This window comes from Kitasatospora sp. NPDC094015, assembly GCF_040304075.1.
In the GTDB taxonomy this organism is placed as follows: Bacteria; Actinomycetota; Actinomycetes; order Streptomycetales; family Streptomycetaceae; genus Kitasatospora.
This window is the reverse complement of the sequence record NZ_JBEOUL010000010.1, coordinates 46,466-67,433: the sequence shown is the minus strand read 5'-3', so window position 1 is coordinate 67,433 and position 20,968 is coordinate 46,466. Positions and strand designations below refer to the sequence as shown.

General features: G+C 74.9%; 20 protein-coding genes. 11 read left to right on the top strand and 9 right to left on the bottom strand.

What is annotated here, in order from left to right; genetic code table 11:
• Positions 1 to 341: 341 nt before the first annotated feature.
• A complete protein-coding gene (locus tag ABT014_RS15240; protein WP_350639204.1) occupies positions 342 to 935 on the bottom strand; it encodes a TetR/AcrR family transcriptional regulator in 594 nt (197 codons plus the stop codon).
• Positions 936 to 1,000: 65 nt separating this feature from the next.
• Between ABT014_RS15240 and ABT014_RS15235 the strand changes: the two genes are divergently transcribed.
• From ABT014_RS15235 to ABT014_RS15220, 4 genes are all read left to right on the top strand, one after another.
• Positions 1,001 to 1,900 (top strand): oxidoreductase, encoded by a 900-nt coding sequence (locus ABT014_RS15235; protein ID WP_350639203.1) that lies wholly within the window; start codon positions 1,001 to 1,003, stop codon positions 1,898 to 1,900.
• A gap of 42 nt (positions 1,901 to 1,942) precedes the next feature.
• Entirely contained in the window at positions 1,943 to 2,899 is a 957-nt protein-coding gene (locus ABT014_RS15230) for a GlxA family transcriptional regulator (RefSeq protein ID WP_350639202.1), read from the top strand.
• Positions 2,900 to 3,025: 126 nt separating this feature from the next.
• Positions 3,026 to 4,024 carry a type I glyceraldehyde-3-phosphate dehydrogenase gene (gene gap, locus ABT014_RS15225; RefSeq protein WP_350639201.1) on the top strand — a complete coding sequence of 333 codons (999 nt, stop codon included), beginning with the start codon at positions 3,026 to 3,028 and terminating at the stop codon, positions 4,022 to 4,024.
• Between the two features lie 76 nt (positions 4,025 to 4,100).
• A complete protein-coding gene (locus ABT014_RS15220) occupies positions 4,101 to 4,823 on the top strand; it encodes a siderophore-interacting protein (protein WP_350639339.1) in 723 nt (240 codons plus the stop codon).
• Positions 4,824 to 4,856: 33 nt separating this feature from the next.
• Here ABT014_RS15220 and ABT014_RS15215 read toward each other — a convergent pair whose 3' ends face one another.
• Both ABT014_RS15215 and ABT014_RS15210 read right to left on the bottom strand, forming a co-directional pair.
• A complete protein-coding gene (locus ABT014_RS15215; RefSeq protein ID WP_350639200.1) occupies positions 4,857 to 5,636 on the bottom strand; it encodes an LmeA family phospholipid-binding protein in 780 nt (259 codons plus the stop codon).
• Complete coding sequence (locus tag ABT014_RS15210) at positions 5,633 to 7,897, bottom strand: MMPL family transporter (RefSeq protein ID WP_350639199.1); 2,265 nt, start codon at positions 7,895 to 7,897, stop codon at positions 5,633 to 5,635. The genes ABT014_RS15215 and ABT014_RS15210 overlap by 4 nt, the downstream gene beginning before the upstream one ends.
• 207 nt (positions 7,898 to 8,104) lie before the next feature.
• Between ABT014_RS15210 and ABT014_RS15205 the strand changes: the two genes are divergently transcribed.
• Both ABT014_RS15205 and ABT014_RS15200 read left to right on the top strand, forming a co-directional pair.
• Positions 8,105 to 8,791, top strand: a complete 687-nt coding sequence (locus ABT014_RS15205; protein WP_350639198.1) for a response regulator transcription factor — start codon at positions 8,105 to 8,107, stop codon at positions 8,789 to 8,791.
• Positions 8,788 to 10,185, top strand: coding sequence for a sensor histidine kinase (locus ABT014_RS15200; protein WP_350639197.1), 1,398 nt, complete (start codon positions 8,788 to 8,790; stop codon positions 10,183 to 10,185). The genes ABT014_RS15205 and ABT014_RS15200 overlap by 4 nt, the downstream gene beginning before the upstream one ends.
• Positions 10,186 to 10,260: 75 nt before the next feature.
• Here the strand turns inward: ABT014_RS15200 and ABT014_RS15195 are convergent, their stop codons facing one another.
• Both ABT014_RS15195 and ABT014_RS15190 read right to left on the bottom strand, forming a co-directional pair.
• On the bottom strand, positions 10,261 to 12,861 hold the full coding sequence (locus tag ABT014_RS15195) for a collagenase (RefSeq protein ID WP_350639196.1): 2,601 nt from the start codon (positions 12,859 to 12,861) through the stop codon (positions 10,261 to 10,263).
• A 225-nt stretch (positions 12,862 to 13,086) separates the two neighbouring features.
• Positions 13,087 to 14,052 carry a LysR family transcriptional regulator gene (locus tag ABT014_RS15190; RefSeq protein ID WP_350639195.1) on the bottom strand — a complete coding sequence of 322 codons (966 nt, stop codon included), beginning with the start codon at positions 14,050 to 14,052 and terminating at the stop codon, positions 13,087 to 13,089.
• 266 nt (positions 14,053 to 14,318) lie between these two features.
• Here ABT014_RS15190 and ABT014_RS15185 point away from each other — a divergent pair, with 266 nt between their 5' ends.
• Positions 14,319 to 14,633 carry a hypothetical protein gene (locus tag ABT014_RS15185; protein WP_350639194.1) on the top strand — a complete coding sequence of 105 codons (315 nt, stop codon included), beginning with the start codon at positions 14,319 to 14,321 and terminating at the stop codon, positions 14,631 to 14,633.
• Between the two features lie 96 nt (positions 14,634 to 14,729).
• Here the strand turns inward: ABT014_RS15185 and ABT014_RS15180 are convergent, their stop codons facing one another.
• Both ABT014_RS15180 and ABT014_RS15175 read right to left on the bottom strand, forming a co-directional pair.
• Positions 14,730 to 15,317 (bottom strand): TIGR03086 family metal-binding protein, encoded by a 588-nt coding sequence (locus ABT014_RS15180; protein ID WP_350639193.1) that lies wholly within the window; start codon positions 15,315 to 15,317, stop codon positions 14,730 to 14,732.
• Between the two features lie 139 nt (positions 15,318 to 15,456).
• Positions 15,457 to 15,609 (bottom strand): hypothetical protein, encoded by a 153-nt coding sequence (locus ABT014_RS15175; RefSeq protein ID WP_350639192.1) that lies wholly within the window; start codon positions 15,607 to 15,609, stop codon positions 15,457 to 15,459.
• 398 nt (positions 15,610 to 16,007) lie between these two features.
• Here ABT014_RS15175 and ABT014_RS15170 point away from each other — a divergent pair, with 398 nt between their 5' ends.
• Positions 16,008 to 16,676, top strand: coding sequence for a DUF6426 family protein (locus tag ABT014_RS15170; RefSeq protein ID WP_350639191.1), 669 nt, complete (start codon positions 16,008 to 16,010; stop codon positions 16,674 to 16,676).
• A gap of 88 nt (positions 16,677 to 16,764) precedes the next feature.
• Here the strand turns inward: ABT014_RS15170 and ABT014_RS15165 are convergent, their stop codons facing one another.
• Entirely contained in the window at positions 16,765 to 17,349 is a 585-nt protein-coding gene (locus ABT014_RS15165) for a helix-turn-helix domain-containing protein (protein ID WP_350639190.1), read from the bottom strand.
• 118 nt (positions 17,350 to 17,467) lie between these two features.
• On the opposite strand from ABT014_RS15165, the gene ABT014_RS15160 reads away from it, so the two are divergent.
• Genes ABT014_RS15160 through ABT014_RS15150 form a run of 3 tightly spaced genes read left to right on the top strand, consistent with a single transcriptional unit; the run spans position 17,468 to position 19,727 of the window.
• A complete protein-coding gene (locus ABT014_RS15160) occupies positions 17,468 to 18,304 on the top strand; it encodes an EamA family transporter (RefSeq protein ID WP_350639189.1) in 837 nt (278 codons plus the stop codon).
• Between the two features lie 60 nt (positions 18,305 to 18,364).
• Positions 18,365 to 19,159 carry an alpha/beta fold hydrolase gene (locus tag ABT014_RS15155; RefSeq protein ID WP_350639188.1) on the top strand — a complete coding sequence of 265 codons (795 nt, stop codon included), beginning with the start codon at positions 18,365 to 18,367 and terminating at the stop codon, positions 19,157 to 19,159.
• Between the two features lie 4 nt (positions 19,160 to 19,163).
• Positions 19,164 to 19,727 carry an EF-Tu C-terminal domain-related protein gene (locus ABT014_RS15150; protein WP_350639187.1) on the top strand — a complete coding sequence of 188 codons (564 nt, stop codon included), beginning with the start codon at positions 19,164 to 19,166 and terminating at the stop codon, positions 19,725 to 19,727.
• Between the two features lie 4 nt (positions 19,728 to 19,731).
• Here the strand turns inward: ABT014_RS15150 and ku are convergent, their stop codons facing one another.
• Positions 19,732 to 20,841, bottom strand: coding sequence for a non-homologous end joining protein Ku (gene ku, locus ABT014_RS15145; protein ID WP_350639186.1), 1,110 nt, complete (start codon positions 20,839 to 20,841; stop codon positions 19,732 to 19,734).
• Positions 20,842 to 20,968 lie beyond the last annotated feature (127 nt).

The following is a 20,968-nucleotide window of genomic DNA, read 5'->3' as shown; positions in this document are numbered from 1 at the left end:
CCGCTCGACCCGGCGCCGCGCGAGTGCCCGACGCGCCGTCAGCCCTCGGGCGGGGTCTACGAAGTCCGCCGGGTCCGCGACGCTCCCCCAGCCCTTCGGTCGGGAGGTGCCCCCACCTGGACGCATGCCCGAATCACCCGAGTACGAACCGGTACGAGGGCGATCCGGGCGGACGCCCGGCCGGAGGCTGGGGGAGCCGCGGCCTGATCCGACGCGACTGTGCCAACACGCCCTGGCGCAGGGCAGCCGCCGGGCGGCGGGGGCCTCCCGAGGCCGGGGCCCGGGCCGCGCGTCCGGAGCGGACTGCTGCGGCGGTCGGTCCGGGGGCGCCGCATCCGCGGTTACCCGCGCGCCGCGACCCCCGCGAGCAGGCCGTCCACCACGGCGTCCACCGTGCCGTCCAGGTCCGCCCGCGCGATCATGCCGCTGTTCAGCAGGACGGCCAGCCCGTGCACGGTGGCGAACACCAGCCGGCCCGCGGCCTCGGTGTCCTGCTGCGCTAACTCCCCGCTGCGGCAAGCGGATTCGACGACGGCGAACGGCACGGCGTAGGCGGCCCGGGCTGCCGTCAGGGTGTCGTCCGCACCCTCGCGGTGCTTCCGGGCGTACATCAGTTCCAGCAGGGGCATCCGCTCGTCCGCGAAGTCGACGTAGGCGTGCGTGATCGCCCGCAGCCGGGCGCCGAACTCCTCGGGCGCCGCGCGGATCGCCTCGTCCAGGCGGTGCGCCAGCAGGTCGAAGCCGCGTCGGCCGAGCGCGTCGAGCAGCGCCGCCCGGTCGGCGAAGTGCCGCCGCGGTGCGGCGTGGCTGACGCCGACCGCGCGGGCCAGCTCGCGCAGCGAGAGTGAGTGCGCTCCGCCGGCCAGCACCGCCTCCTCGGCCGCGTCCAGCAGTGCCGTCCGAAGGCTGCCGTGGTGATAGGTCCGTTCCTGCATGATCGAAGGATAGTCGCCCCGATGTTGTCGTTGACAACATCGTTTCGGCGCGCCACCCTGGTCCCATGAACACACCGAACCGGAAGTGGACCGCCGCCGACCTTCCCCCGCAGGCCGGCCGCACGATCGTGGTCACCGGCGCCACCAGCGGCCTGGGCGCGATCACCGCCCGCGAACTCGCCGGGGCGGGCGCCCACGTGGTGCTGGCGGTGCGCGACACCGCGCGCGGCGAGCGCCTGGCGCGCAGCCTGCCGGGCAGCACCGAGGTGCGCCACCTCGACCTGGCGGACCTGTCCTCGGTCCGGGCGTTCGCCGCGGGATGGGACGGCCCGCTGGACGTCCTGGTCAACAACGCCGGCGTGATGGCCATCCCCGAGCGGCGCACCGCCGACGGCTTCGAGATGCAGCTCGCCACCAACCACCTCGGGCCGTTCGCCCTCACCAACCTGCTGCTCCCGCGGATCACCGACCGGGTCGTCAGCGTCGCCTCCAACGCACACCGGCGTCCGGGCGTGGACATCGACTTCGAGGACCTCAACTCCGAGCGCGACTACCGCCCGTGGCGGGCCTACCAGCAGTCCAAACTGGCCGACCTGCTGTTCGTCCGCGAGCTGCAGCGCAGGCTCACCGAGGCCGGGTCACCGGTCACCGCGCACGCCGCCCACCCGGGCTACGCCGCCACCAACCTGCAGAGCGGCTCCGCCGGCGCCGCGCAGCGGGCGATGATGGCGGTGGCCAACCGGCTGGTCGCCCAGTCCGACGCGATGGGGGCGCTGCCCACCCTGTACGCGGTGACCCAGCCCCTTCCGGGCGGCAGCTACACCGGCCCCGGCGGCCGCGGCGAGCTGCGCGGGTACCCGGCGCCCGCGCGGCTGAGCCCGCACGCCCAGGACGACGGGCGGGCCCGCCGGCTGTGGGAGGCGTCCGAGCGGCTCACCGGCGTGGGCTTCCCCGACCTGGGCTGAGCCGGGCGCCCGCCCGCCGATCTTCCGCGTACCCTCGTTCCCGTGTCCGCCTCGCCCCTGCACCGCGTCGCCGTCCTCGTGCTGGAGGGGGCGAAACCCCTCGACGTCGGGATCCCCGCGCAGGTGTTCACCACCCGCGCGAGCATGCCGTACGAGGTCCGGGTCTGCGGTGCGGCGCCCGGCCTGGTGGCGGGCGGGGACGGGCTGTCGTACGCCGTCGCGCACGGGCTGGAGGCGCTGGCGTGGGCCGACATCGTCTTCGTGCCCGGCTACCGCCACCCGGACCGCGAGGATCCGCCGCCGGCGGTGGTCGAGGCGCTGATCGCCGCGCACGCGCGGGGCGCGCGGCTCGCCGCCATCTCCACGGGCGCCTTCGCGCTGGCCGCCACCGGTCTGCTCGACGGCAAGCGCGCCACCACGCACTGGCACTACACCCGCGCGCTCGCGGCGCAGCGCCCGCTGGTGCGGGTCGACGAGAACGTGCTGTTCGTGGACGAGGGCAGCGTGCTCACCTCGGCGGGTGCGGCCTCCGGCATCGACCTGTGCCTGCACATCCTGCGCGGCGACCTCGGGGTGGCGGCCTCCAACCACGCGGCCCGGCGGCTGGTCGCGGCGCCGTACCGCAGCGGCGGCCAGGCCCAGTACGTGCCGCGCAGCGTGCCCGAGCCGCTCGGCGAGCGGTTCGCCGCCACCCGGGAGTGGGCGCTGCACCGGCTCGCCGAGCCGCTCACCCTGGAGGCGCTCGCGCGGCACGCGGCGGTGTCGCCGCGCACGTTCTCCCGCCGGTTCGTGGAGGACACGGGGTACACCCCGATGCAGTGGGTGATGCGGGCCCGGATCGACCTGGCCCGCGAGCTGCTGGAGCGCTCGCAGCGCAGTGTCGAGCAGATCGCCGCCGATGTCGGCCTCGGCACCGGCACCAACCTGCGGCTGCACTTCCAGCGCATCCTGGACACCACCCCGAGCGAGTACCGGCGCACCTTCGCCCAGGGCGAGTGAGCCGAGACCGGCCGGTGGCGCTCCCCGGCCGGGCGTGGCGCGATCCTTTCGGACCGTGGCGATCACCCCGCTGTCACCGGCGGGCGGCGCGCGCGAACCTGGTGGCGAACCCGAAAGGACGCCTTCATGACTCGCATCGCCATCAACGGATTCGGCCGCATCGGACGCAACGTGCTGCGCGCGCTGCTGGAGCGCGACAGCGCCCTCGAGGTGGTCGCCGTCAACGACCTCACCGAGCCCGCCACCCTCGCGCGGCTGCTCGCCTACGACACCACGGGGGGCCGGCTCGGCCGTCCGGTCACCGTGGACGGCGACGTGCTGGTGGTCGACGGCCGCCGGATCACCGTGCTCGCCGAGCGCGATCCCGCGCAGCTGCCCTGGGCCGAGCTGGGCGTCGACATCGTGCTGGAGGCGACCGGCCGGTTCACCTCGGCCAAGGACGCCCGCGCCCACCTCGCCGCGGGCGCCGCCCGGGTGCTGGTCAGCGCGCCCTCGGACGGCGCCGACGTCACGCTCGCGTTCGGGGTCAACACCGGCGAATACGACCCGGCGCTGCACACCGTCGTCTCGAACGCCTCCTGCACCACCAACGCGCTGGCCCCGCTGGCCGCGGTGCTGGACGACCTCGCCGGGATCGAGCACGGCTTCATGACCACGGTGCACGCCTACACCCAGGAGCAGAACCTCCAGGACGGTCCGCACCGCGACCCGCGCCGCGCCCGCGCCGCCGCGGTCAACATCGTGCCGACCAGCACGGGCGCCGCCAAGGCCATCGGCCTGGTGCTGCCGAACCTGGCGGGCAAGCTGTCGGGCGACTCGATCCGGGTGCCGGTGCCGGTGGGCTCGATCGTCGAGCTCAACGCCACGGTCGCCCGCGAGGTGTCGCGCGAGGACGTGCTGGCCGCCTACCGCGCCGCCGCGCAGGGCCCGCTGGCCGGCGTGCTGGAGTACTCGGAGGACCCGCTGGTGTCGGCCGACATCGTCGGCAACCCGGCCTCCTCGATCTTCGACTCGGAGCTCACCCGGGTCGACGGCCGCCACGTCAAGGTGGTCGCCTGGTACGACAACGAGTGGGGCTTCTCCAACCGGGTGATCGACACCCTGGAGCTGCTCGCCGCCGGCTGACACCCCGTCCGGCAGCGGGTCGACGCACCCCTGAACATAGGTTAGGCTGCCCTAACTTCTATGAGTGGGGGCTGTTGTGGGGCATGGCTGGGAGGGAGTCGTCCTCAAGCTGATGCGCGGGAAGGACTTCGTGTTCACCGTCACCGGTGCGCAGGACGTCACCGCGCACTGCCGGCGGGTGCACTTCACGGACGGGGGCATGCTCGCGGCCACCGGGGCCCACCCCACCATGTGGGTGCGGGTGTGGTTCCCGGACGCGGGCCGCCCGCACCAGCGCGCCTACACCCTGGTCGACCCGGACCCGGCCGCCGGGACCTTCGCCCTGGAGTTCGCCCTCCACGAAGGCCCGGCCAGCCGGTGGGCGAGCGCGGCGAAGCCCGGTGACACCGTCGCGGCCACCGTGCAGGGCTCCGCCTTCGCGCTCCCCGAGCCGGCGCCCGGGCGGATGTTCCTGATCGGCGACCGCGCCTCCGCCCCGGCGATCAACTCCCTGCTGACCGCCGCGCCCGAGGTGCCGGCCACCGTCTGGCTGGAGACCCAGCACGACAGCGACCGGCAGCTGCCCCTCCGGATCCGCCCGGCCCGCCACCAGGTGCACCGCCTGCCCCGCCAGGACGGCGGCGCGCACCTCGCCGCCCGGGTCCGCGCCGACCTGCCCGCCCTCCTCGGCGACCCGGCGACCGCCTACGTCTGGATCGCCTGCGACACCGCCACCACCCGCACCTTGGCCCAGTTCGTCCGCCGGGACCTCGCCGTCCCCAGGTCGCAGGTGCACGCCCAGGGCTACTGGCGCCCCTGAGCCCGGCCCCGGCCGGGCTCAGGGGCGCCGGGCTCAGTGCCCCGGCAGCGTGGTGGGCCCGCCGGTCAGGGTGATCCGGAGCGCGTCCGGGTCCAGGCGCAGGGCGGTGGCGGTCAACCCGAGGCGTTCGGCCTTCGCGCTCTCCTCGCCGAAACCGGCCGCGCCACCGACCCCGCCACCGGTCCCGCCGCCGGCGCCGCCGAGGCCGCCGAGCGCCTCGGGCGAGACCGGGCGTCCGAGGACGGTCGTCGAGACGACCGGCAGCGTGACCTTGCCGGCGGTCAGCTCCGGACGCAGTGTCACCGTCCCCAGCCCGCCGCGGCCCAGCGGGACCTCGATCACGCCGCTCCCGGGGTCGGCCGTGACCTGCCCGACCGGCAGCGAGGGCACCGCCGCCTGCACCGCCGCGCCGATCGAGGCCAGCGGCACGGTCACCTCGGCCCGGATGCCGCCCACGCCGGTCACCGCACCGAGCCGGACGTCGTCCAGCCGGGCCCGGACCGACAGCCCGGCCAGCCGGCCGAACCGCGCCCGGTCGCTGCCGATGTCCAGGTGCGGGATCCGGCGCCGCACCACGTCCCAGAGCACCGGACCGCCGCCGGTACCGACCGTGGCGCCGTCACCGAGTGCCGGGGCCGCCGCGAGCACCCGACCGCGCAGCACCCGGCGGGCCGTCAACTCCCCGATCCCGCAGGCTGCCACCAGCAGCAGTCCGGCCACCGCCGCGGCCAGCACGGCGCGCCGCCGGCGCGGGCCCGTACGGCGCGGACCGGTACGGCGTCCGGGTGCCCGCCGCAGCAGCGCCGCCGTCACCGCTCCACCTCCGCCGCCGCGGCGTCCGCCACCGCAGCGTCCGCCGGGCCCTCCGGATCCAGGTGCGGCAGCAGCCGGTCCAGCCGGGCGGGGATCCACCAGTTGGCCCGCCCGAACAGGTACATCGCCGAGGGCACCAGCAGCAGCCGCACCACCGTGGCGTCGATCACCACGCTGACGCCCAGCCCGAGCGCGAGCATCTTGACCACCGTGTTGGTGGACAGCAGGAAGGCGAGGAAGACGCTGGTCATGATGACGGCCGCGCAGGTGATCACCCGGGCCGTGGCGGCCAGTCCGGAGGCGACGGCCGACCGGTTGTCCCCGCCGCGCAGCCAGTTCTCGCGGATCCGGGAGAGCAGGAAGACCTCGTAGTCCATCGACAGCCCGAACACGATCGCGAACATCATCGTCGGGACGTACGACTCGACCGGCCCCCGCTCGGCGACGCCCAGCAGCCCCGCGCCCCAGCCCCACTGGAACACCGCCACCACGACGCCGTACGAGGCGGTGATCGAGAGCAGGTTCAGCGCCGCGGCCTGCACCGCGACCAGGACGCTGCGGAAGACGGTGAGCAGCAGCAGGAAGGCCGCCGCCACCACCACGCCCATGACCAGCGGCAGCCGGGCGGACAGGGTGTCGGTGAACGCCTGCCCGGTGGCGGTCGGCCCGGTCAGGTAGCCGGTCGCGCCGGTCCCGGCCAGCGCCTCGGGCAGCACGTCGTCCTGGAGCCGGTGGACCAGATCGGCGGTGGCGCCGCTCCGCGGCTCGGACGCCGGGGTGACGGTGGTGACCAGCAGCGCACGGTCCTCGCTCGGCACCGGCCCGCCCACCGAGGCGACCCCGGGCACGGCGGCCAGCCGATCGCGCAGCGCCCCGGCGAGCGCCTGCTGCCGGGCCGGGTCCGCGATCTGCCCGCTGTCGAGCTGGGTCACCACGGTCAGCGGGCCGTTGGCGCCGGGCCCGAACGCGGCCGCGACCAGGTCGTGCGCCCGCCGGGCGGTGTTGGTCGGCGGCTGCGAACCGCCGTCCAGGTGGCCGAGCCGCAGCGAGGCGACCGGGACGGTGAGCAGGCCCAGCACCAGCAGCCCACCGGTGAGGAACACCCACGGGCGCCGCCCGACCGTTCCTGCCCAGCGGTGCCACAGATCCGCCTCCCCGGTCGGCTCGGCCACCGGCCGGCGCACCCGCAGCCGGTCGATCCGGTGGCCCAGCAGCCCGAGCAGGGCGGGGGCCAGGGTGAGCGAGGCGGCGGCCGCGACCAGCACGGTGAGCGCCGCCGCCGCGCCCAGCGACCCGATGAGACCGACCCCGGAGGCGGCCAGCCCGGCCAGCGCGATGGCCACCGTGACGGCCGCGACGATCACCGCACGGCCACTGGTCGCCACCGCCCGCCCCACCGCCTCCGCCGGCGCCGACCCCGCCGCCAGCAGTGCCCGGTACCGGGTGGTCAGGAAGAGCGCGTAGTCGATGCCGACCCCCAGGCCCATCATCGCCGCCAGCGTCGGCGCGGCCTGCCCGAAGTCGACCCCCGCCGCCAGCAGGCCGAGCCCGCCCAGGCCGACCGCCAGCCCGGCCACCGCCGTCAGCAGCGGCAATCCCGTCGCGGCGACGCTGCCGAATCCCACCAGCAGCACCAGCACGGCGACCGCCAGCCCGATCGCCTCCGACACCCGGTCCGCCGACCCTGCCAAGGCGAGCTGCCCCAGCGGATTGCCGTACTCGACCTGGACCCCGGCCGCCCGCAGCGGCGCCACCGCGGCGTCCACCCCGGCCAGGTAGCCGCGGTCGAACCCGGCCGGGTTCCCGTCGAACCGTACGGTCACGGTGGCGGTCGCCCCGTCCGCCGACACCGCGCCCGGCGTCCCGAACGGCTCCGCGACCGACAGCACCGCCGGCAGCCGGCCGAGGCCCTCGACGGCGGCCGCGACCTCGGCCCGGTGGGCCACCAGCGGCGCCTGCCCCGGCTGCGTGCGCAGCACCACCGGTGCGGCCACCCCGGCGCCGCCCGGGCCGCCGTGCGCCGCCAGCAGGTCGGCGCCGGTGGCGGAGCTGGTCCCCGGCAGCGAGAAGCTGTCCGCGAAGGTGCCGCCCCAGCGGGCGTCGGCCACCCCCACGGCAGCCAGCAGGGCGACCCAGAGGAGCACGACGTACCAGGCACGCCGGGCGCACCAGCGGCCGGCCCGGTGCAGCAGACCGGGCGGGCCGGCCACGGGGAGGTCCGGGTCCGCGGCGCGGGTCCCGGTGTTCGAAGGCGAAGTCATGGCCCCACCGTCCGCCACCCCGGTAAGGGCGGTGTCGGCGCCGTGTTCGGGGAATGTACGGGCCGGCGGCCCCCGCCCGGCCCGACCCCGCGGCCCGGTTAGCATCGAACCCGCTCCGTGGCCGCCGGCCGACCCGCCCGACCCGGCCGCCCGGGCCCGGCCCGCACCGGACGCACACGCACGGATGTCGAGACCCGAGGAGCAGCGGTGACCGAAGCCAAGGGCCTGGTCCTGATCGTCGAGGACGAACGGCACATCGCCGACGTCCAGCGGCTCTACCTGACCCGCGAAGGCTTCGGCGTGCACGTGGAGAGCGACGGCGCCGCGGGCCTCGCCGCCGCCCGGCGGATGAGCCCGGTCGCCATCGTGCTGGACATCGGGCTCCCGGGCCTGGACGGCATCGCGTTCTGCCGGGCCCTGCGCGAGGCCGACGACTGGACCCCCGTCCTGCTGGTCACCGCCCGCGGCGAGGAGGCCGACCGGATCCTCGGCCTGGAACTCGGCGCCGACGACTACCTCACCAAACCGTTCTCCCCGCGCGAACTGGTCGCCCGGGTCAGGACCGTGCTGCGCCGCGCCTACGGGCCGCCCCGCCGGGCGGTCGGCGGCCACGGCCGGATCGCCCTCGACCCCGCCACCCGGACCGTGCGATGCGACGGCGTGCCGGTCGACCTCACCGCCACCGAGTTCAACCTCCTCGCCCACCTGCTGCGCCACCCCGGCCAGGTCTTCACCCGCGAGCAACTGCTCGCCCAGGTCTGGGGCTACCCCCGCTACCGCGACACCCGGATGGTCGACGTGTTCGTCTCCCAGCTGCGCGCCAAACTCGGCGAGGCCGGCTGCATCCGCACCGTCCGCGGGGTCGGCTACAGCGCCACGGACCCGGCCCGGTGAGCCGCCCGCACCCGCCCCGCCGGCCCGGCCCGCTGGCCCGCAGCCTGGTCCTGCTCACCACCGCCGTCGCCGCCCTGGCGGTCGCCCTCACCGGCCTGATCGCCTGGCAGACCGCCGCCGACGGCGCCGAGCAGCGCGAACGGGAGTCCCTGGCCCGCCAGGCCACCGGGCTCAGCCACCTGCCCGGCCTCTCCGAGCTGGTCTTCGACCGGGCCCAGGAGCTCTCCGGCCCCAACGGCGTGCAACTCGCCGTCATCACCCCCGACGGCGCCGTCCGCGGCACCGCCACCCCGGCCGTCGACACCGCCTCCAAGGCCGCGCTGCTGGCCGGCCGGCCGGTCTCCACCGACAGTGTCCTCGGCGGCCAGGAGGTGCTGCTGATCGGGCGGCCCGACGTGCGCGGCGGCGCCGTGGTGCTCACCGAGCCGGCCGCCGTGGTCGCCCGCAACACCGACCGGATCCGCCGCAACACCCTGCTGCCGCTGATCGCCGGCATGCTCGGCGCCGCCCTCGCCGGCGCCGTGCTGGCCCGCCGGATCGCCCGGCCGCTGGGCGCGGCCGCCGCCGCGGCGCACCGCCTCGCCGAGGGCGAGCGCGGTGTGCCGGCCCCCGCCGACGGGCCGCGCGAGGCCGCCGAGATCGGCCGCGCGCTGGTCGTCCTCGACACCGCCCTCGCCCGCGGCGAGCAGCAGCGGCACCGGTTCCTGCTCTCCGTCTCGCACGAGCTGCGCACCCCGCTCACGGCGCTCCAGGGGTACGCCGAGGCGCTCGCCGACGGGATGGTCGAACCGGACCGGCTGCCCGAGGTCGGGCGCACCCTGGCCGAGGAGACCCGCCGGCTGGACCGCTTCCTGGAGGACCTGCTCGCCCTCGCCCGGCTGGAGGCCGAGGACTTCCGCCTCGACCTCGCCACCACCGACCTCGCCGCGCTCACCGCCGACGCGGCCGCCTTCTGGGCCGAACCCTGCGAGCGCGCGGGGGTCGAGCTGCGCACCGAGCGGCCACCCGGTACGGCGCCGGCCCGTACCGACGCCTTCCGGGTCCGCCAGCTGGTCGACGGCCTGATCCGCAACGCGCTGCGGGCCGCCCCGGACGGCGGGACGGTGGTGCTGGCCGTGCGTACGACCCCGGCTGGCGGCGCCGAACTCGAGGTCCGCGACAGTGGCCCCGGCCTGGACGAGGACGACCTCCTGGTCGCCTTCGACAGCGGCGCCCTGCACGAGCGCTACCGCACCACCCGCCCCGTCGGCAGCGGCATCGGACTTGCCATCGCCCACCGCCTCACCACCCGCCTCGGCGGCACCATCACCGCCCGCGCCCACGGCCCGGAGGGCGGCGCCGCCTTCACCGTCACCCTCCCCCCTGCGGACCAGGCCCCGCCGTCGCGCCGCTGAGCCGGGAACGGCGGACGGGCGGTCCCCGGGGCGAGGGATCGCCCCGGGGACCGCCCGGGTGGAGCGGGGGCCGGCTCAGAACTGGGTGCTGAGGGTGACTCCGCTGAAGTCGGTGACCGCGTACAGGCTGAGGTAGCGGTAGCCGGCGGTCGGGTTGGTGACGGTGAGGGACTGGGTGGTGCCGGCGGCGGTCGAGGAGGCGGTGAAGGCCTTCGGCGAGGCCCAGTTGTCCGCGTTGTAGTACAGGTACGCGGTGCCGGTGCCGCCGGAGGCGGTGACCTTCAGCGTGCTGGTGCCGGCCGGCAGGTAGATGTACAGGTAGTCGAGGTTGCCGGCGGTGGCGGCCCGGCCGCTGCGGGAGCAGTTCTGGCCCATCGCGTCGGCGCGCTGGTCGGTGCAGGTCGGCAGGGTGACCGGGCCGGCGGTGGTGACGGTGACCGAGGTCGGGGTGGAGGCGCTGCGGCCGGTGTCGTCGGTGACGGTCAGGGCGACGGTGTAGGTGCCGGCGGCCGCGTAGGTGTGGCTCGGGTTGCGCAGGTCGGAGGAGCTGCCGTCGCCGAAGGTCCAGTGCCAGGAGGTGATCCGGCCGGGGCCGGTCTGCACCGAGGTGTCGGACAGCGTGACGGTGCCGCCGCTCACCGACTGGTTGAACAGGGCGGTGGGGCCGGCGGCGAAGCAGGCGCCCCCGGCGCAGGCGGTCAGCCAGCTGTCGAAGTCGGCGTCGTAGCGGGTGCCGAGGGAGTTGTAGACCGCGTAGCCGCCGGCGTAGTCACCGGTGCGGAAGTGGCCCAGCATGGCCTGGACGTCGGCCGGGTGCTTCTCGACCATGTACCGGACGGCGAGGTAGCCCCACGGGTAGACCCGGGTCGAGTCGGAGTTGCCGTACGTGTTCTGGAAGATGGTGCTGAGCTTGTAGGTGTGGTTGCCCGCCTCGGTCATCGCCTGGGTGTCGGTCAGACCCCGGTAGGCGTAGGACTCGTACTCGGCGACCCCTTCGATCCACCAGATGTCCGGGACGGAGATCTCGGTGCCGAAGTTGCCCTTCATGTCGTAGATGCCGTCGAGGTAGTGGGTGTACTCGTGGTTGAGGTTCCACACGTTGGCGGGGAAGCTGTCGTTCCAGGACTTCTGGTACATCACCGACACGGCCTGGTTGTTGGGGTCGGTCGGGTCCATCACGGTCTGGCCGCCGTTGTCGGTGGAGTTGCCGTAGATCGCCCAGGAGTAGGTGAGGTAGTCGGCCTGGTTGGCGAAGACGGCCAGCGTGATGGTCTTGTTGTACGGATTGACCGGGCCGCTGTCCTTGACCAGGTTGTGGAAGAAGGTGTCCTCACCGCGCAGGCTGGTGCAGACGGCGGCCAGGTCGGCGGGGGAGAGCGCCTCGGTCACGATGGTGCGGTTGTCGCAGACCAGTTGGTTGGGCAGCACGGTCGCGGTGAGCTTGGCGGTCAGGTCGCAGGTCTTGTAGTACGAACACTGCCCGGGGTCGTAGGCGTTGGCCTGGTAGGCGGTGTGGACGTACAGCGGCCCGGTCCGGCCGAGGATCTGGGTGGCGTCCAGGATCTGCTTGACCAGCGGTTTGGCCACCGCCTCGACGGTGGCGCCGTCGCCGGCCATCCGGGCCAGGTCGTTGCCCGCGTTGGTGTCCAGGAAGGCGTTCGGGCCGCCGAGCAGGTCCTGGTGGTCGAGCGCGAACTTGCCGAGCACGCCGACGATGGCCGGGTCGGCGCCGACCGCGGCGACGAAGTCCGGGTTCCAGTTGGCCCGCCACAGCGGCGCGGACAGCACCGAGTTGACCGCGTTCACCATCTTGGGGAAGGCGTTGTACGAGTTGTCGTAGCCGCTCAGCACCTGCTGGTAGACCTTCAGGTACTGGCCCTGCAGGTTGGCGCTGTCGGTGAGGATCAGCACCTCCTTGAGCACCGTGCCGTTGGCGTCCGTGACGTCGCGCCAGTGGCCGCCGGCGAAGAACGCGTCCAGCGCGGCCTTGGTGGCGTTGGTGAGGGTGGAGTCGTACCCGCCGACCGCGCCGCTGTTGTTGGACTGGACGTAGTAGCCGGCCCGCAGGAACAGCACCAGCTGCAGGATCGAGGACGAGTTGTCCCCGCCGTAGCCGCCCGCCAGGCTCTGGAAGGCGTTGGCGACGGTCACCATCTTGGCCTGCTTGAAGATGGCACCCGCGTCGGTGCCGGTGACGTTGAACAGCGTGTTGACGCAGTCGGTGGTCGAGGACTTGAGGAAGGCGACCAGGTCGGCGCCGCTGCGGCTGCCGAAGTCGGCCGGGGTGCAGGTCTGCGCGGCGAGCGCCGACCTGGCGCCCGGGGCCGCGGCGGGGGCACCGGCCGAGGGCTTGACCGGGGCGGCGTCCGAGCGGCCCGGGCGGGGCGCGGTCTGGTACGCGGTGCCGGCCGGCTGGCCCATCACCGCCTGGCCGAGCAGGGCGGGCGGCAGCGGGGCGGCGGCCGGCGCGTGCTCGTCGTCGTCGGTCGCGACCAGCTGGCCGAGCGGCTCGGGGACGGCGCTCGACGCGGTGGCGGGTGCCACGGCGGCGGGGGCGCCACCGGCCCGGACGGGGGAAGGGGCGGCCACGGCCGTGGCCGGCATCAGGGTGGCGGCGGTCGCACAGCCGGCGACGACGCCGGCCACGAGGGTGGGGAGCGGTATGCGTATGCGCACTGCGGGACCTTCTCCTGTGGGGGGAGCTCACCGGGCGTCGGAGATGAAGCCTGGGGGGTGACGACGTGAATCCTGGCACCGGGTCGGGCATCAGAACAATGTCACAGGTCATATGACATCGTGTCGGCGCGGCATAACACCTTTACGGCGCCATGGCGCACCCGCTCACGGCGCCATGGCGCACCCGTTCCCTGCGCCCGAGCGCACCCGGCCGGCCGCCTGCGCTCAGGCGCCGCCGGGGCCCGGCCGGTAGGTGCGGGCGGCCCAGGCCCGGTAGTGCGGCGACACGGCCACCAGGGCCCGGTAGGCGGAGGCGGCGGAGCCGAACAGCGTCTCCACCTCCTCCTCGTCCACCGCCTCCCGGCGCCAGACCAGCAGTTGGCGGAACCAGATCGGCGTTCCCGCCAGCGGCTTCACCACCACGTCGAGCAGCGGGCGGGTGGTCGCCTGGACGACCGAGATGCCCAGACCGGTCGCGATCAGCTCCTGCAACTCCAGCCGCCCGCCCAGGAATTCGTGCACCGTCGTGGGCGCGAAACCGGCCGCCGCACAGGCGCCGTGGAACACCGCGTGCCACCCCGCCCCGTCGTCCGGCGTCAGCAGCCAGGTCTCGGCCGCCAGATCGGCCAGGGCGATCTCGGTCCGGTGGCGGAGCCGGTGCCCGGCCGGCAACGCCACGAAGGTCGGCTCGGTGGCGATGCTGCGGTGCGCGACCGCGGGGGAGTGCCGCACCTCGCGCCCGGGGTAGTCCACCGCCAGACCGGCGTCCGCCCCGCCCTGTTCCAGCAGGTCGAGGATGTCCGAGGACCGGTAGACGCTGCTCACCGAGAGCCGCAGGGCCGGCCGCTGGCGCCGGGCCCGGGTGAGCAGGCCGGGCAGGACGGGGGAGAGGGTGGCCGCCAGCCGCAGCATCCGGGGGGCGGGGGCGTCTCCCGCCGAGCCCCGGCGGCCCAGCCGGTCGGCGCGGGCCAGCACCTCGCGCGCGTCCGCGAGCACCTCGAGGCCGAAGCAGGTCGGCAGCACGCCCGAGGCCGCGCGTTCGAACAGCGGGGCTCCCAAGTACCGCTCGATCCGGCGCAGTTGCGTGCTGGTCGCCGGCTGCGAGGCCCCGAGCAGCGCCGCCGCGCGGCCGACGCTGCCGGTGTCGGCGATCGCGCACAGCACCCGCAGGTGCCGAAGCTCCAACTCCATGGGCCCCTCCTCAACCGGCGGCGTGCTCTCCCCGCCGGTTGCGCCGAGCGGCCGCCGTCGACCTGGTGCCATGGCATGCGTGACATGGCATTGTTCGCGCTCACCTTCGCGGCGCGGCCCTGCCGCGTCAAGCCCGGTCCGGCCCCCGGGCGCCACCGCGCCCCGCCCGGATCCGATGCCGCCGCCAGGCGTCGTCCCGTCACCCGACCGGGCCCGATGCGGCCCGCCGAGGTTTTCCGGCGCCCCGACCGGGTGAGACGCGGAGCATGGGCAACTATGTGATCACTGTTCCCGGGACGGTCCGGCGGCCGATGGACGAGCGGGCGCGCCGCGCGCTGCTCGCCGTGGTGCACGGGGCGGACCCGGAGGAGGTCGGCGCCGAGGTGCCCGACCTGGATGTGCTGACCCTTGATGAACCCGAGGGGACCTTCGTGCTCCGGCTGGAGGTGGAAGCGGCCGACCGCGGCGCCGCCGGGGAGGCCGCCTCCGACCTGGCCCGGCGGGCACTCGCGGCGGCCGGGTACGACGGGGACACGGCGGCCATCGGCACCCCGGCGGTCACCGGCATCGACACCGGCTGACCCGGCCCGCTCCCGCGACCCGCGGCCGGCCCGGCATCCACCAGCCGGGCCGGCCGCGGCTGTGCGCCACCCCGTGCCGTCCGGCCCGTCCGACGGTCAGGCCGGGTCCCGCCCGAGGAAGGCCGCCAGCTGGTCGTACAGCGGTGCGTCCGGCCCGGCCGGGACCTCCGGGCCGAAAGCCTTGCCGGCGCTCTCGTCGCCCCGGAACTCGGGCCGCAGTGCCGTCCGGGCCCAGTCGAGCGAGGAGCGCCCGACCTCCTGGTCGAACGCGGGGGTGCGGCCGGTGGCGCGGGCCAGGTCCCAGGCGTGGACGGCGAATTCGGCGATCTGCTGGTCCACGGGGAAGCGTGCGGGCAGGGTGCCCATCCCCGGGAGTTCGACCGTCCCGCCGAGGTCGCCGGCCTGCCGCCAGGCCGCCACCAGCGCGTCGGCCCCGCTGCGGAAGGCCTCGGCCCGGTCGTCGTCCGCGGGCCCGGACGCGGGCCCGTCGCCCGGGGTGGCGCCGGTGGCCCGGGCGGTGAACTGCCGCAGGTCGTCGAGCAGATGGTCGATCAGCTCGGTGGCGGTCCAGGACCGGCACGGTGTCGGGTTGCCCAACTCGTCGTCCCGCACGTCCGCGACGGCCGATCCGGCCTGGTTGAGGGCGCGTGCGAGGAGGTCGACCGGGTCACTGGGTGGCGTCATGGCCCCAGTCTGCTGGAGCGGCGTCCCCGCCGGTGCGGCACCACGCGGGCCCGGTGGCCGGTCGTTCAGGCCGGTGCGCCGGGAAAGCGGAACGGGCCGTCACCGATGGTTCGGTGACGGCCCGTTCCGAGCGGGGTGCTCACGCGGCCAGGCTGTCGAGGGCCTGGCGCGCCCGCTTCTGCACGCGCTCGGCGCGGTTCTTGAGCCGCAGTGCGCGGACCAGGCGGTCCTGCTCGGCGGTCCGCAGGCGCTCGTCGATGGTCGCCCGGATGGCGTCGAAGTGGTAACTCATGGTGGATCTCCCCCTGCGTGACGGGTGCCGTCGGCATCGACCTGATGCCCGTTCCACGGCCGCCCTGACGCTTCTGATTCTACACCAAGACGCGGGTGAACGCCTTCCATTAAAGGCCCGATTGCGGTTCACCTCCTGTTAATCGAAGGTCCGACGGGGATCGAAGGGCTGAATCGACGCCGACAACCGGCGGGGAGGCCCGGTTGCCCCCTCGGTCGGTCCGCCGCGACCCCGGCTGCGTCCCGGTAGCCGAGTTGCGTAGATCTACCGATGTCCGCCCAGGCCGGCCCGGCCAGACTCGACGCCGGACGGCCGGCCGCCGCCCGCGCGCCGCGACCGCACGCGCCCGGCCGTCGCGATCCTCCGTCCTTCCCCGATCCGCCCCTGTGGAGACCCTCGTGAAGCTCCGGACCGCCCTGAGTGCCGTCGCGCTCGGCGTCACCGTCCTGACCGCCGTTCCCGCGGCCGTCCTGCCGCAGGCCGCGTCCGCGGCCGACTGCTACACCTCGTGCGACCCCTGGGACTACGACTACTCCGGCGACGACTTCGTGCTCGACCTCGACACCGTCCCGGCGGACGGCACGCCACTGCCCGACGACGACGTGATCCGGGTGATCGGGCACCCGCAGCCGGACCCGGAGCCGATCCAGCCGGAGTGGTTCCCGGTCGGCGGCGGTTCCAGCGCCTCGGCCCCCGGCACCCGGGCCACCCCGGTGCGGCTCGTCAACAAGAAGGTGATCCGCAAGGACTGCCTGCTGAACCCGTACGACCACCCGGCCACGATCAAGTCCACGGCCACCTACTCCGTGTCGTACAAGGTGAGCATGCAGCTCGGGCTGGAGGCCATGAACGCGCTGAAGCTCACCGTCGGGCACGAGCTCAACACCGTGGACACCGCATCCACCGAGGTCTCCGTGGAGATCCCGCCGCACGGCACCTGGGCGCTCGGAGTGGAGTACCAGACCGTCGAGTACGCCATCACCACCACGGCTCTCGGCGGCCTGAGCGACACCGTCTACGTGACCGTCACCCAGCCGACCGGGACGCTGATCTCCGGCCCCTGCTGATCACCGCGCCGTCGTGGGTCGCGTTCGGGGTCCGGTCGGACCGCCCGGCTGCTCGCCGCCGGTGCGGTGATCGGGCCCCGTCCTGCGGTCAGGCCCCCGTGGCCGGGCCGGGCGGTAGGTGGACGGTCATGATCAGGTGGCAGGTGCCGGTGCCCGCCCCGCGGTAGCTGTGGGCCACGTCGCCCTCGAAGGTGGCGGTGCGCCCGGCGTCGAGGGCGTGCTCGGCGCCGTCCACGACCAGCGTCATCCGGCCGGCCGTCACGCTGACGGTCTCCACCACCCCGGGCCGGTGGGGGTGGCTGGGGTACTCCTCGCCGGGCTCCAGCCGCCAGCGCCAGACCTCCACCGGCGCCGGGCCCGCCGTGGTCAGCATCAGCCGGGCCTCGCCGCCGTGCGGCCCGGTCCACAGCGGTTCCACCGCGTCGGCGGCCACCACCCGGACCCGGCCCTCGGCCGGCCCCTGCATCAGGGCGGACACCGAGATGCCCAGCGTGTCGGCCAGCCGGACCAGGGTGGCCAGGTTCGGGTTGCCCTGCGCCTTCTCCAGCCCCACCAGCGCGCCCTTGCTGACCTGGGCGCGCCGGCTCAGCTCCTCCAGGGACAGGCCGGCGCGGGTGCGGGCCGCCCGGACGTTGTGCGCGACCGTCCGCAGGGCCGCGGCCGTCTCGGTCACCTGACCACCCTCCTCCTGCTTCGACCGGTCGACGGGGCCACGCGGTCGGTCCGTTGGCATCCGTCGGTCGATCCGTTGTACCGTGCGGTCGTTCCACTGACATGGTAGGGGATGTGCCGTGACCGCTCTGCTGCTGGCCCTGGGCAGTTCTCTCGCCTACGGGTGCGCCGACTTCCTCGGCGGCCTCGGCTCCCGCAAGGCCCACGTGCTGCGCACCGTGCTGATCGCCGCCCCGGCCAGCCTCGCGGTCGAACTGCTGCTGTGGCCGGTGCTCGGCGCCTCGTTCAGTGCCGGCGCCGTCGGCTGGGGCGCCGCCTCGGGCGCCGCCTCCGCGGTGGCGTTCGTGCTGCTCTACCGCACCCTGGCGATCGGGCCGATGAACGTCCTGTCGCCGGTCACCGCCCTGGTGTCGGCCGCCCTGCCGGTCGCGGTCGGGCTGCTCCAGGGCGAGCACCTGGGCACCGCCGCGGTGCTCGGCCTGCCGCTCGCGCTGGCCGCGGTGGTGCTGGTCAGCGCCGGGCCCGGCACCGGCGCGGCGCGGCCCTCCCGCACGGCCCTGCTGCTCGCCTTCGGCGCGGGCGCCGCGATCGCCCTCCAGCTGGTCTTCCTGCACCAGGCCCCGAACGACAGCGGCGTGGCCCCCCTGATCGTCGGCCGCGCGGTCTCCTCGGCGGTCACCCTGGCCGCGGCCGGTCTGCTCCGCCACCGGCTGGGCTCCGAGCGGCCCGCCTACGCGATGTCCGCCGCCGCGGGCGTCCTGGACTCGGTGGCGAACCTGCTCTTCCTGCTCGCCGCCCGCAGCGGCAGCCTCACCGCGGTCGCCGTCATCACCGCCCTCTACCCCGCCGGCACCGTGCTGCTCGCCCGCACCGTGCTCGGCGAACGCATCCACCGCACCCAGATCCTGGGCCTGGCCACCGCTGCCGCGGCCGTCACCCTGCTCGCCCTCGGGTGACCTGCGACGAGACCCCGGAATCCGGTTGGCAGACGTACCGTCACCTGCGATCATCGGCGCATGCTCACCCTCAGTGATGATCGCGGCCACCTCTCCTACCTCGTCACCGGCGACGGCCCGCCGGTGGTCCTCGTGCACGCCGGCGTCGCCGACCACCGCATGTGGGACCAGGTCGCGCCCGTCCTCGCAGAGCGACACACCGTCATCCGGTACGACCTGCGGGGCTTCGGCGCCTCCGCGGTGCCCACCGGACCGTTCGGCGAGACCGACGACCTGCTGCGCCTGCTGGACCACCTCGGCCTCGACGCCGTCCATCTGGTCGGCGCGTCCTGGGGCGGCCGGGTGGCGGCCGAGTTCACCCTCGCCCACCCGGGCCGGGTGCGGTCGCTGACCCTGCTCGCGGCGCCCTGGCCGCGGTACGAGTGGTCCGCCGACATGATCGCCTACGACGAGGCGGAGACGGCGGCCCTGGCGGCGGGCGATCTGGACGCCGCGGTCGAGGTCAACCTGGACATGTGGCTGCGCGGGCCCGCCCGGGAGTGGGACGAGGTCGCGTCCGGCGCGGCCGACCGGCTCCGTGACCCGCTGCGCACCTCACTGGTGAACCAGGGCGTGGTGGGGGAGCACGCGCAGGGCGCGACCCCCGCCGACATCACCGCCATCGCCGTCCCCACCCTGGTCGGCGTCGGCACCCTCGACGTCCCCGACTTCCAGGCCATCGCCCGCCGCTACGCCACCGGGATCCCCGGCGCCACCCTGGTCGAGTTCGCCGACGCCGCCCACCTCATCGCCCTGGACGCACCTGCCGAACTCGCCGCGGTGCTCGGCCCGTTCCTCACCGGCCAGGAAGCCTGATCCGGTGCCGGAGCCGTTCCTGATGGCGGTCGAGGACGTCTTCCCGCGCAAGCCCGGCCGGCAGGTCCTGGCGACCGGGTGCGTCGAGCGCGGCCGCGTCCGCCCGGGCGACGAGGTGCAGCTCGTCGGAGCCGGTGGTGGGGCGACCGTCGCGGTCGTCGCCGTCGAGGTGGGCCGGGTGCCCGTCCGTGAGGCGGGTGCGGGCACGAACGTGGCGGTGCAGCTGCCGGCCTCGGTGTCCGGATCGGTTGCGCGGGGTCAGGTGCTCGCGGCGCCCGGCTCCGTCCGCTCCTGCACCGGCTTCACGGCGGACCTGACGCCGATGCCCGAGGAACACGGCGGCGCCGAGATCCGCACCGGCACGGTCCTCCGGTTCCACGTCCTCACGGCCGTCGTCCTCGGCACCGTGACCCTCCCGGAGGGAACCGACGTCCTGCACCCCGTGCACCAGGGCACGGTGACGATCGCGCTCGAATCCCCCGTCGCCCTCGAACCGGGCCGGCGCTTCGCGTACCGCCACCACGGCCGCGCCGCGGGCCAGGGCACCGTGGGCCGGCTCCTGCCCTGAGCCCTCAGGAGACCGAGCGCAGGCGGCCCCGCCCGGTCGTGGCCTTCCGGACGGCCTGCTGCAGTTCGTCGCGGGTCATGGTCGAGCGGTGCGCGATCCCGAGCTCTGTCGCCTTCTCGTACAGCTGGGCCTTGGTCAGCGCGGACAGGTCCTCCTGCGCGCCGGCGGCGGAGACCCGCTTCTTGGAGGCCGGCCTGTCGGTGCCGGCCGCCGGCTTGCCCGCGGTGCTCTTCTTCCCGCCCGCAGCCTTGGGGGCGGCGGCGGCCTTCGGCCCGGCGCGGCGGCCGCGGGGCTCGTCCTTCGCCTCGTCGGCCGCCCCCGCCTTCCCGCCGTGCGCGTCGGCGAGGCTGCGCCGCAGGACGTCCATCAGGTCCACCACGTTGGTGGCCTCCTGCGGCGGGCCCTCGGAGATGACGATCTCGCGGCCGGCCGCCTTGTCCTCGATCAGCTTGCGGACCTGCTCCTCGAAGGTGTCGTGGTAGTCCTCGGGCTTCCAGTCCACCGCGAGCATGTCGATGAGTTGCTCGGCGGTCTTCAACTCCTGCGTGCTGTAGGCGGCCTCGCCGCTGGGGAGGTCGCCGACCTCCTGGCGGGGGTCGCGGACCTCGTCGGCGAAGTGCATGGTGTGCAGCTCCAGCAGGCCGTTCTCGGCGCGGACCGCCGTCAGGTACTCCTTGCCGCGCATGGAGAACATCGCGAGCCCGGCCCGGTTGCTCCGGGCCAGGGCGTCGGTGAGCAGCTGGTAGACCTTGGCGTACTCCTTGCCCTTGGGACCGAGGTAGTACGTCTTGTCGAAGTAGATCGGGTCGACCTGGGTCAGGTCGACGAACCCGGAGACGTCGATGGTGCGGGAGCGTCCGGGGGAGATCTGGTCCAGCTCCTCGGGCTCGACCACGACGTACTCGCCGGCGCCGGTGTCGAAGCCCTTCACGATGTTGCCGAACTCCACCTCCTCGCCGGTGCGCTCGTTGAACCGCTTGTTGCGCACCCGGTCGGAGGTGCCGCGCTCCAGTTGGTGGAAGCGGACCGTGTGGCTGTCGGTGGCGGTGTACAGCGACACCGGCACGGTCACCAGCCCGAAGGTGAGGACTCCGGTCCATACCGGCCTGGCCATGGTCGGCTCCTCTCGCGGTGCTGCGGATCCCACCCCCCCAGCCTGCCGGGTGCCTCCCCACCGGCGCATCCGCTGGTGAGCCGCGCGGGGCCGCCCGGTGGGCCGCCGCGAGGTGCTCGCTTCGCGG

Excerpts from the sequence above, each read along its gene's own strand:
- ABT014_RS15240 (WP_350639204.1), bottom strand. The coding sequence starts at position 935 with ATGCAGGAACGGACCTATCACCACGGCAGCCTTCGGACGGCACTGCTG.
- ABT014_RS15235 (WP_350639203.1), top strand. The coding sequence starts at position 1,001 with ATGAACACACCGAACCGGAAGTGGACCGCCGCCGACCTTCCCCCGCAG.
- gap (WP_350639201.1), top strand. The coding sequence starts at position 3,026 with ATGACTCGCATCGCCATCAACGGATTCGGCCGCATCGGACGCAACGTG.
- ABT014_RS15210 (WP_350639199.1), bottom strand. The coding sequence starts at position 7,897 with ATGACTTCGCCTTCGAACACCGGGACCCGCGCCGCGGACCCGGACCTC.
- ABT014_RS15190 (WP_350639195.1), bottom strand. The coding sequence starts at position 14,052 with ATGGAGTTGGAGCTTCGGCACCTGCGGGTGCTGTGCGCGATCGCCGAC.
- ABT014_RS15185 (WP_350639194.1), top strand. The coding sequence starts at position 14,319 with ATGGGCAACTATGTGATCACTGTTCCCGGGACGGTCCGGCGGCCGATG.
- ABT014_RS15180 (WP_350639193.1), bottom strand. The coding sequence starts at position 15,317 with ATGACGCCACCCAGTGACCCGGTCGACCTCCTCGCACGCGCCCTCAAC.
- ABT014_RS15175 (WP_350639192.1), bottom strand. The coding sequence starts at position 15,609 with ATGAGTTACCACTTCGACGCCATCCGGGCGACCATCGACGAGCGCCTG.
- ABT014_RS15155 (WP_350639188.1), top strand. The coding sequence starts at position 18,365 with ATGCTCACCCTCAGTGATGATCGCGGCCACCTCTCCTACCTCGTCACC.
- ku (WP_350639186.1), bottom strand. The coding sequence starts at position 20,841 with ATGGCCAGGCCGGTATGGACCGGAGTCCTCACCTTCGGGCTGGTGACC.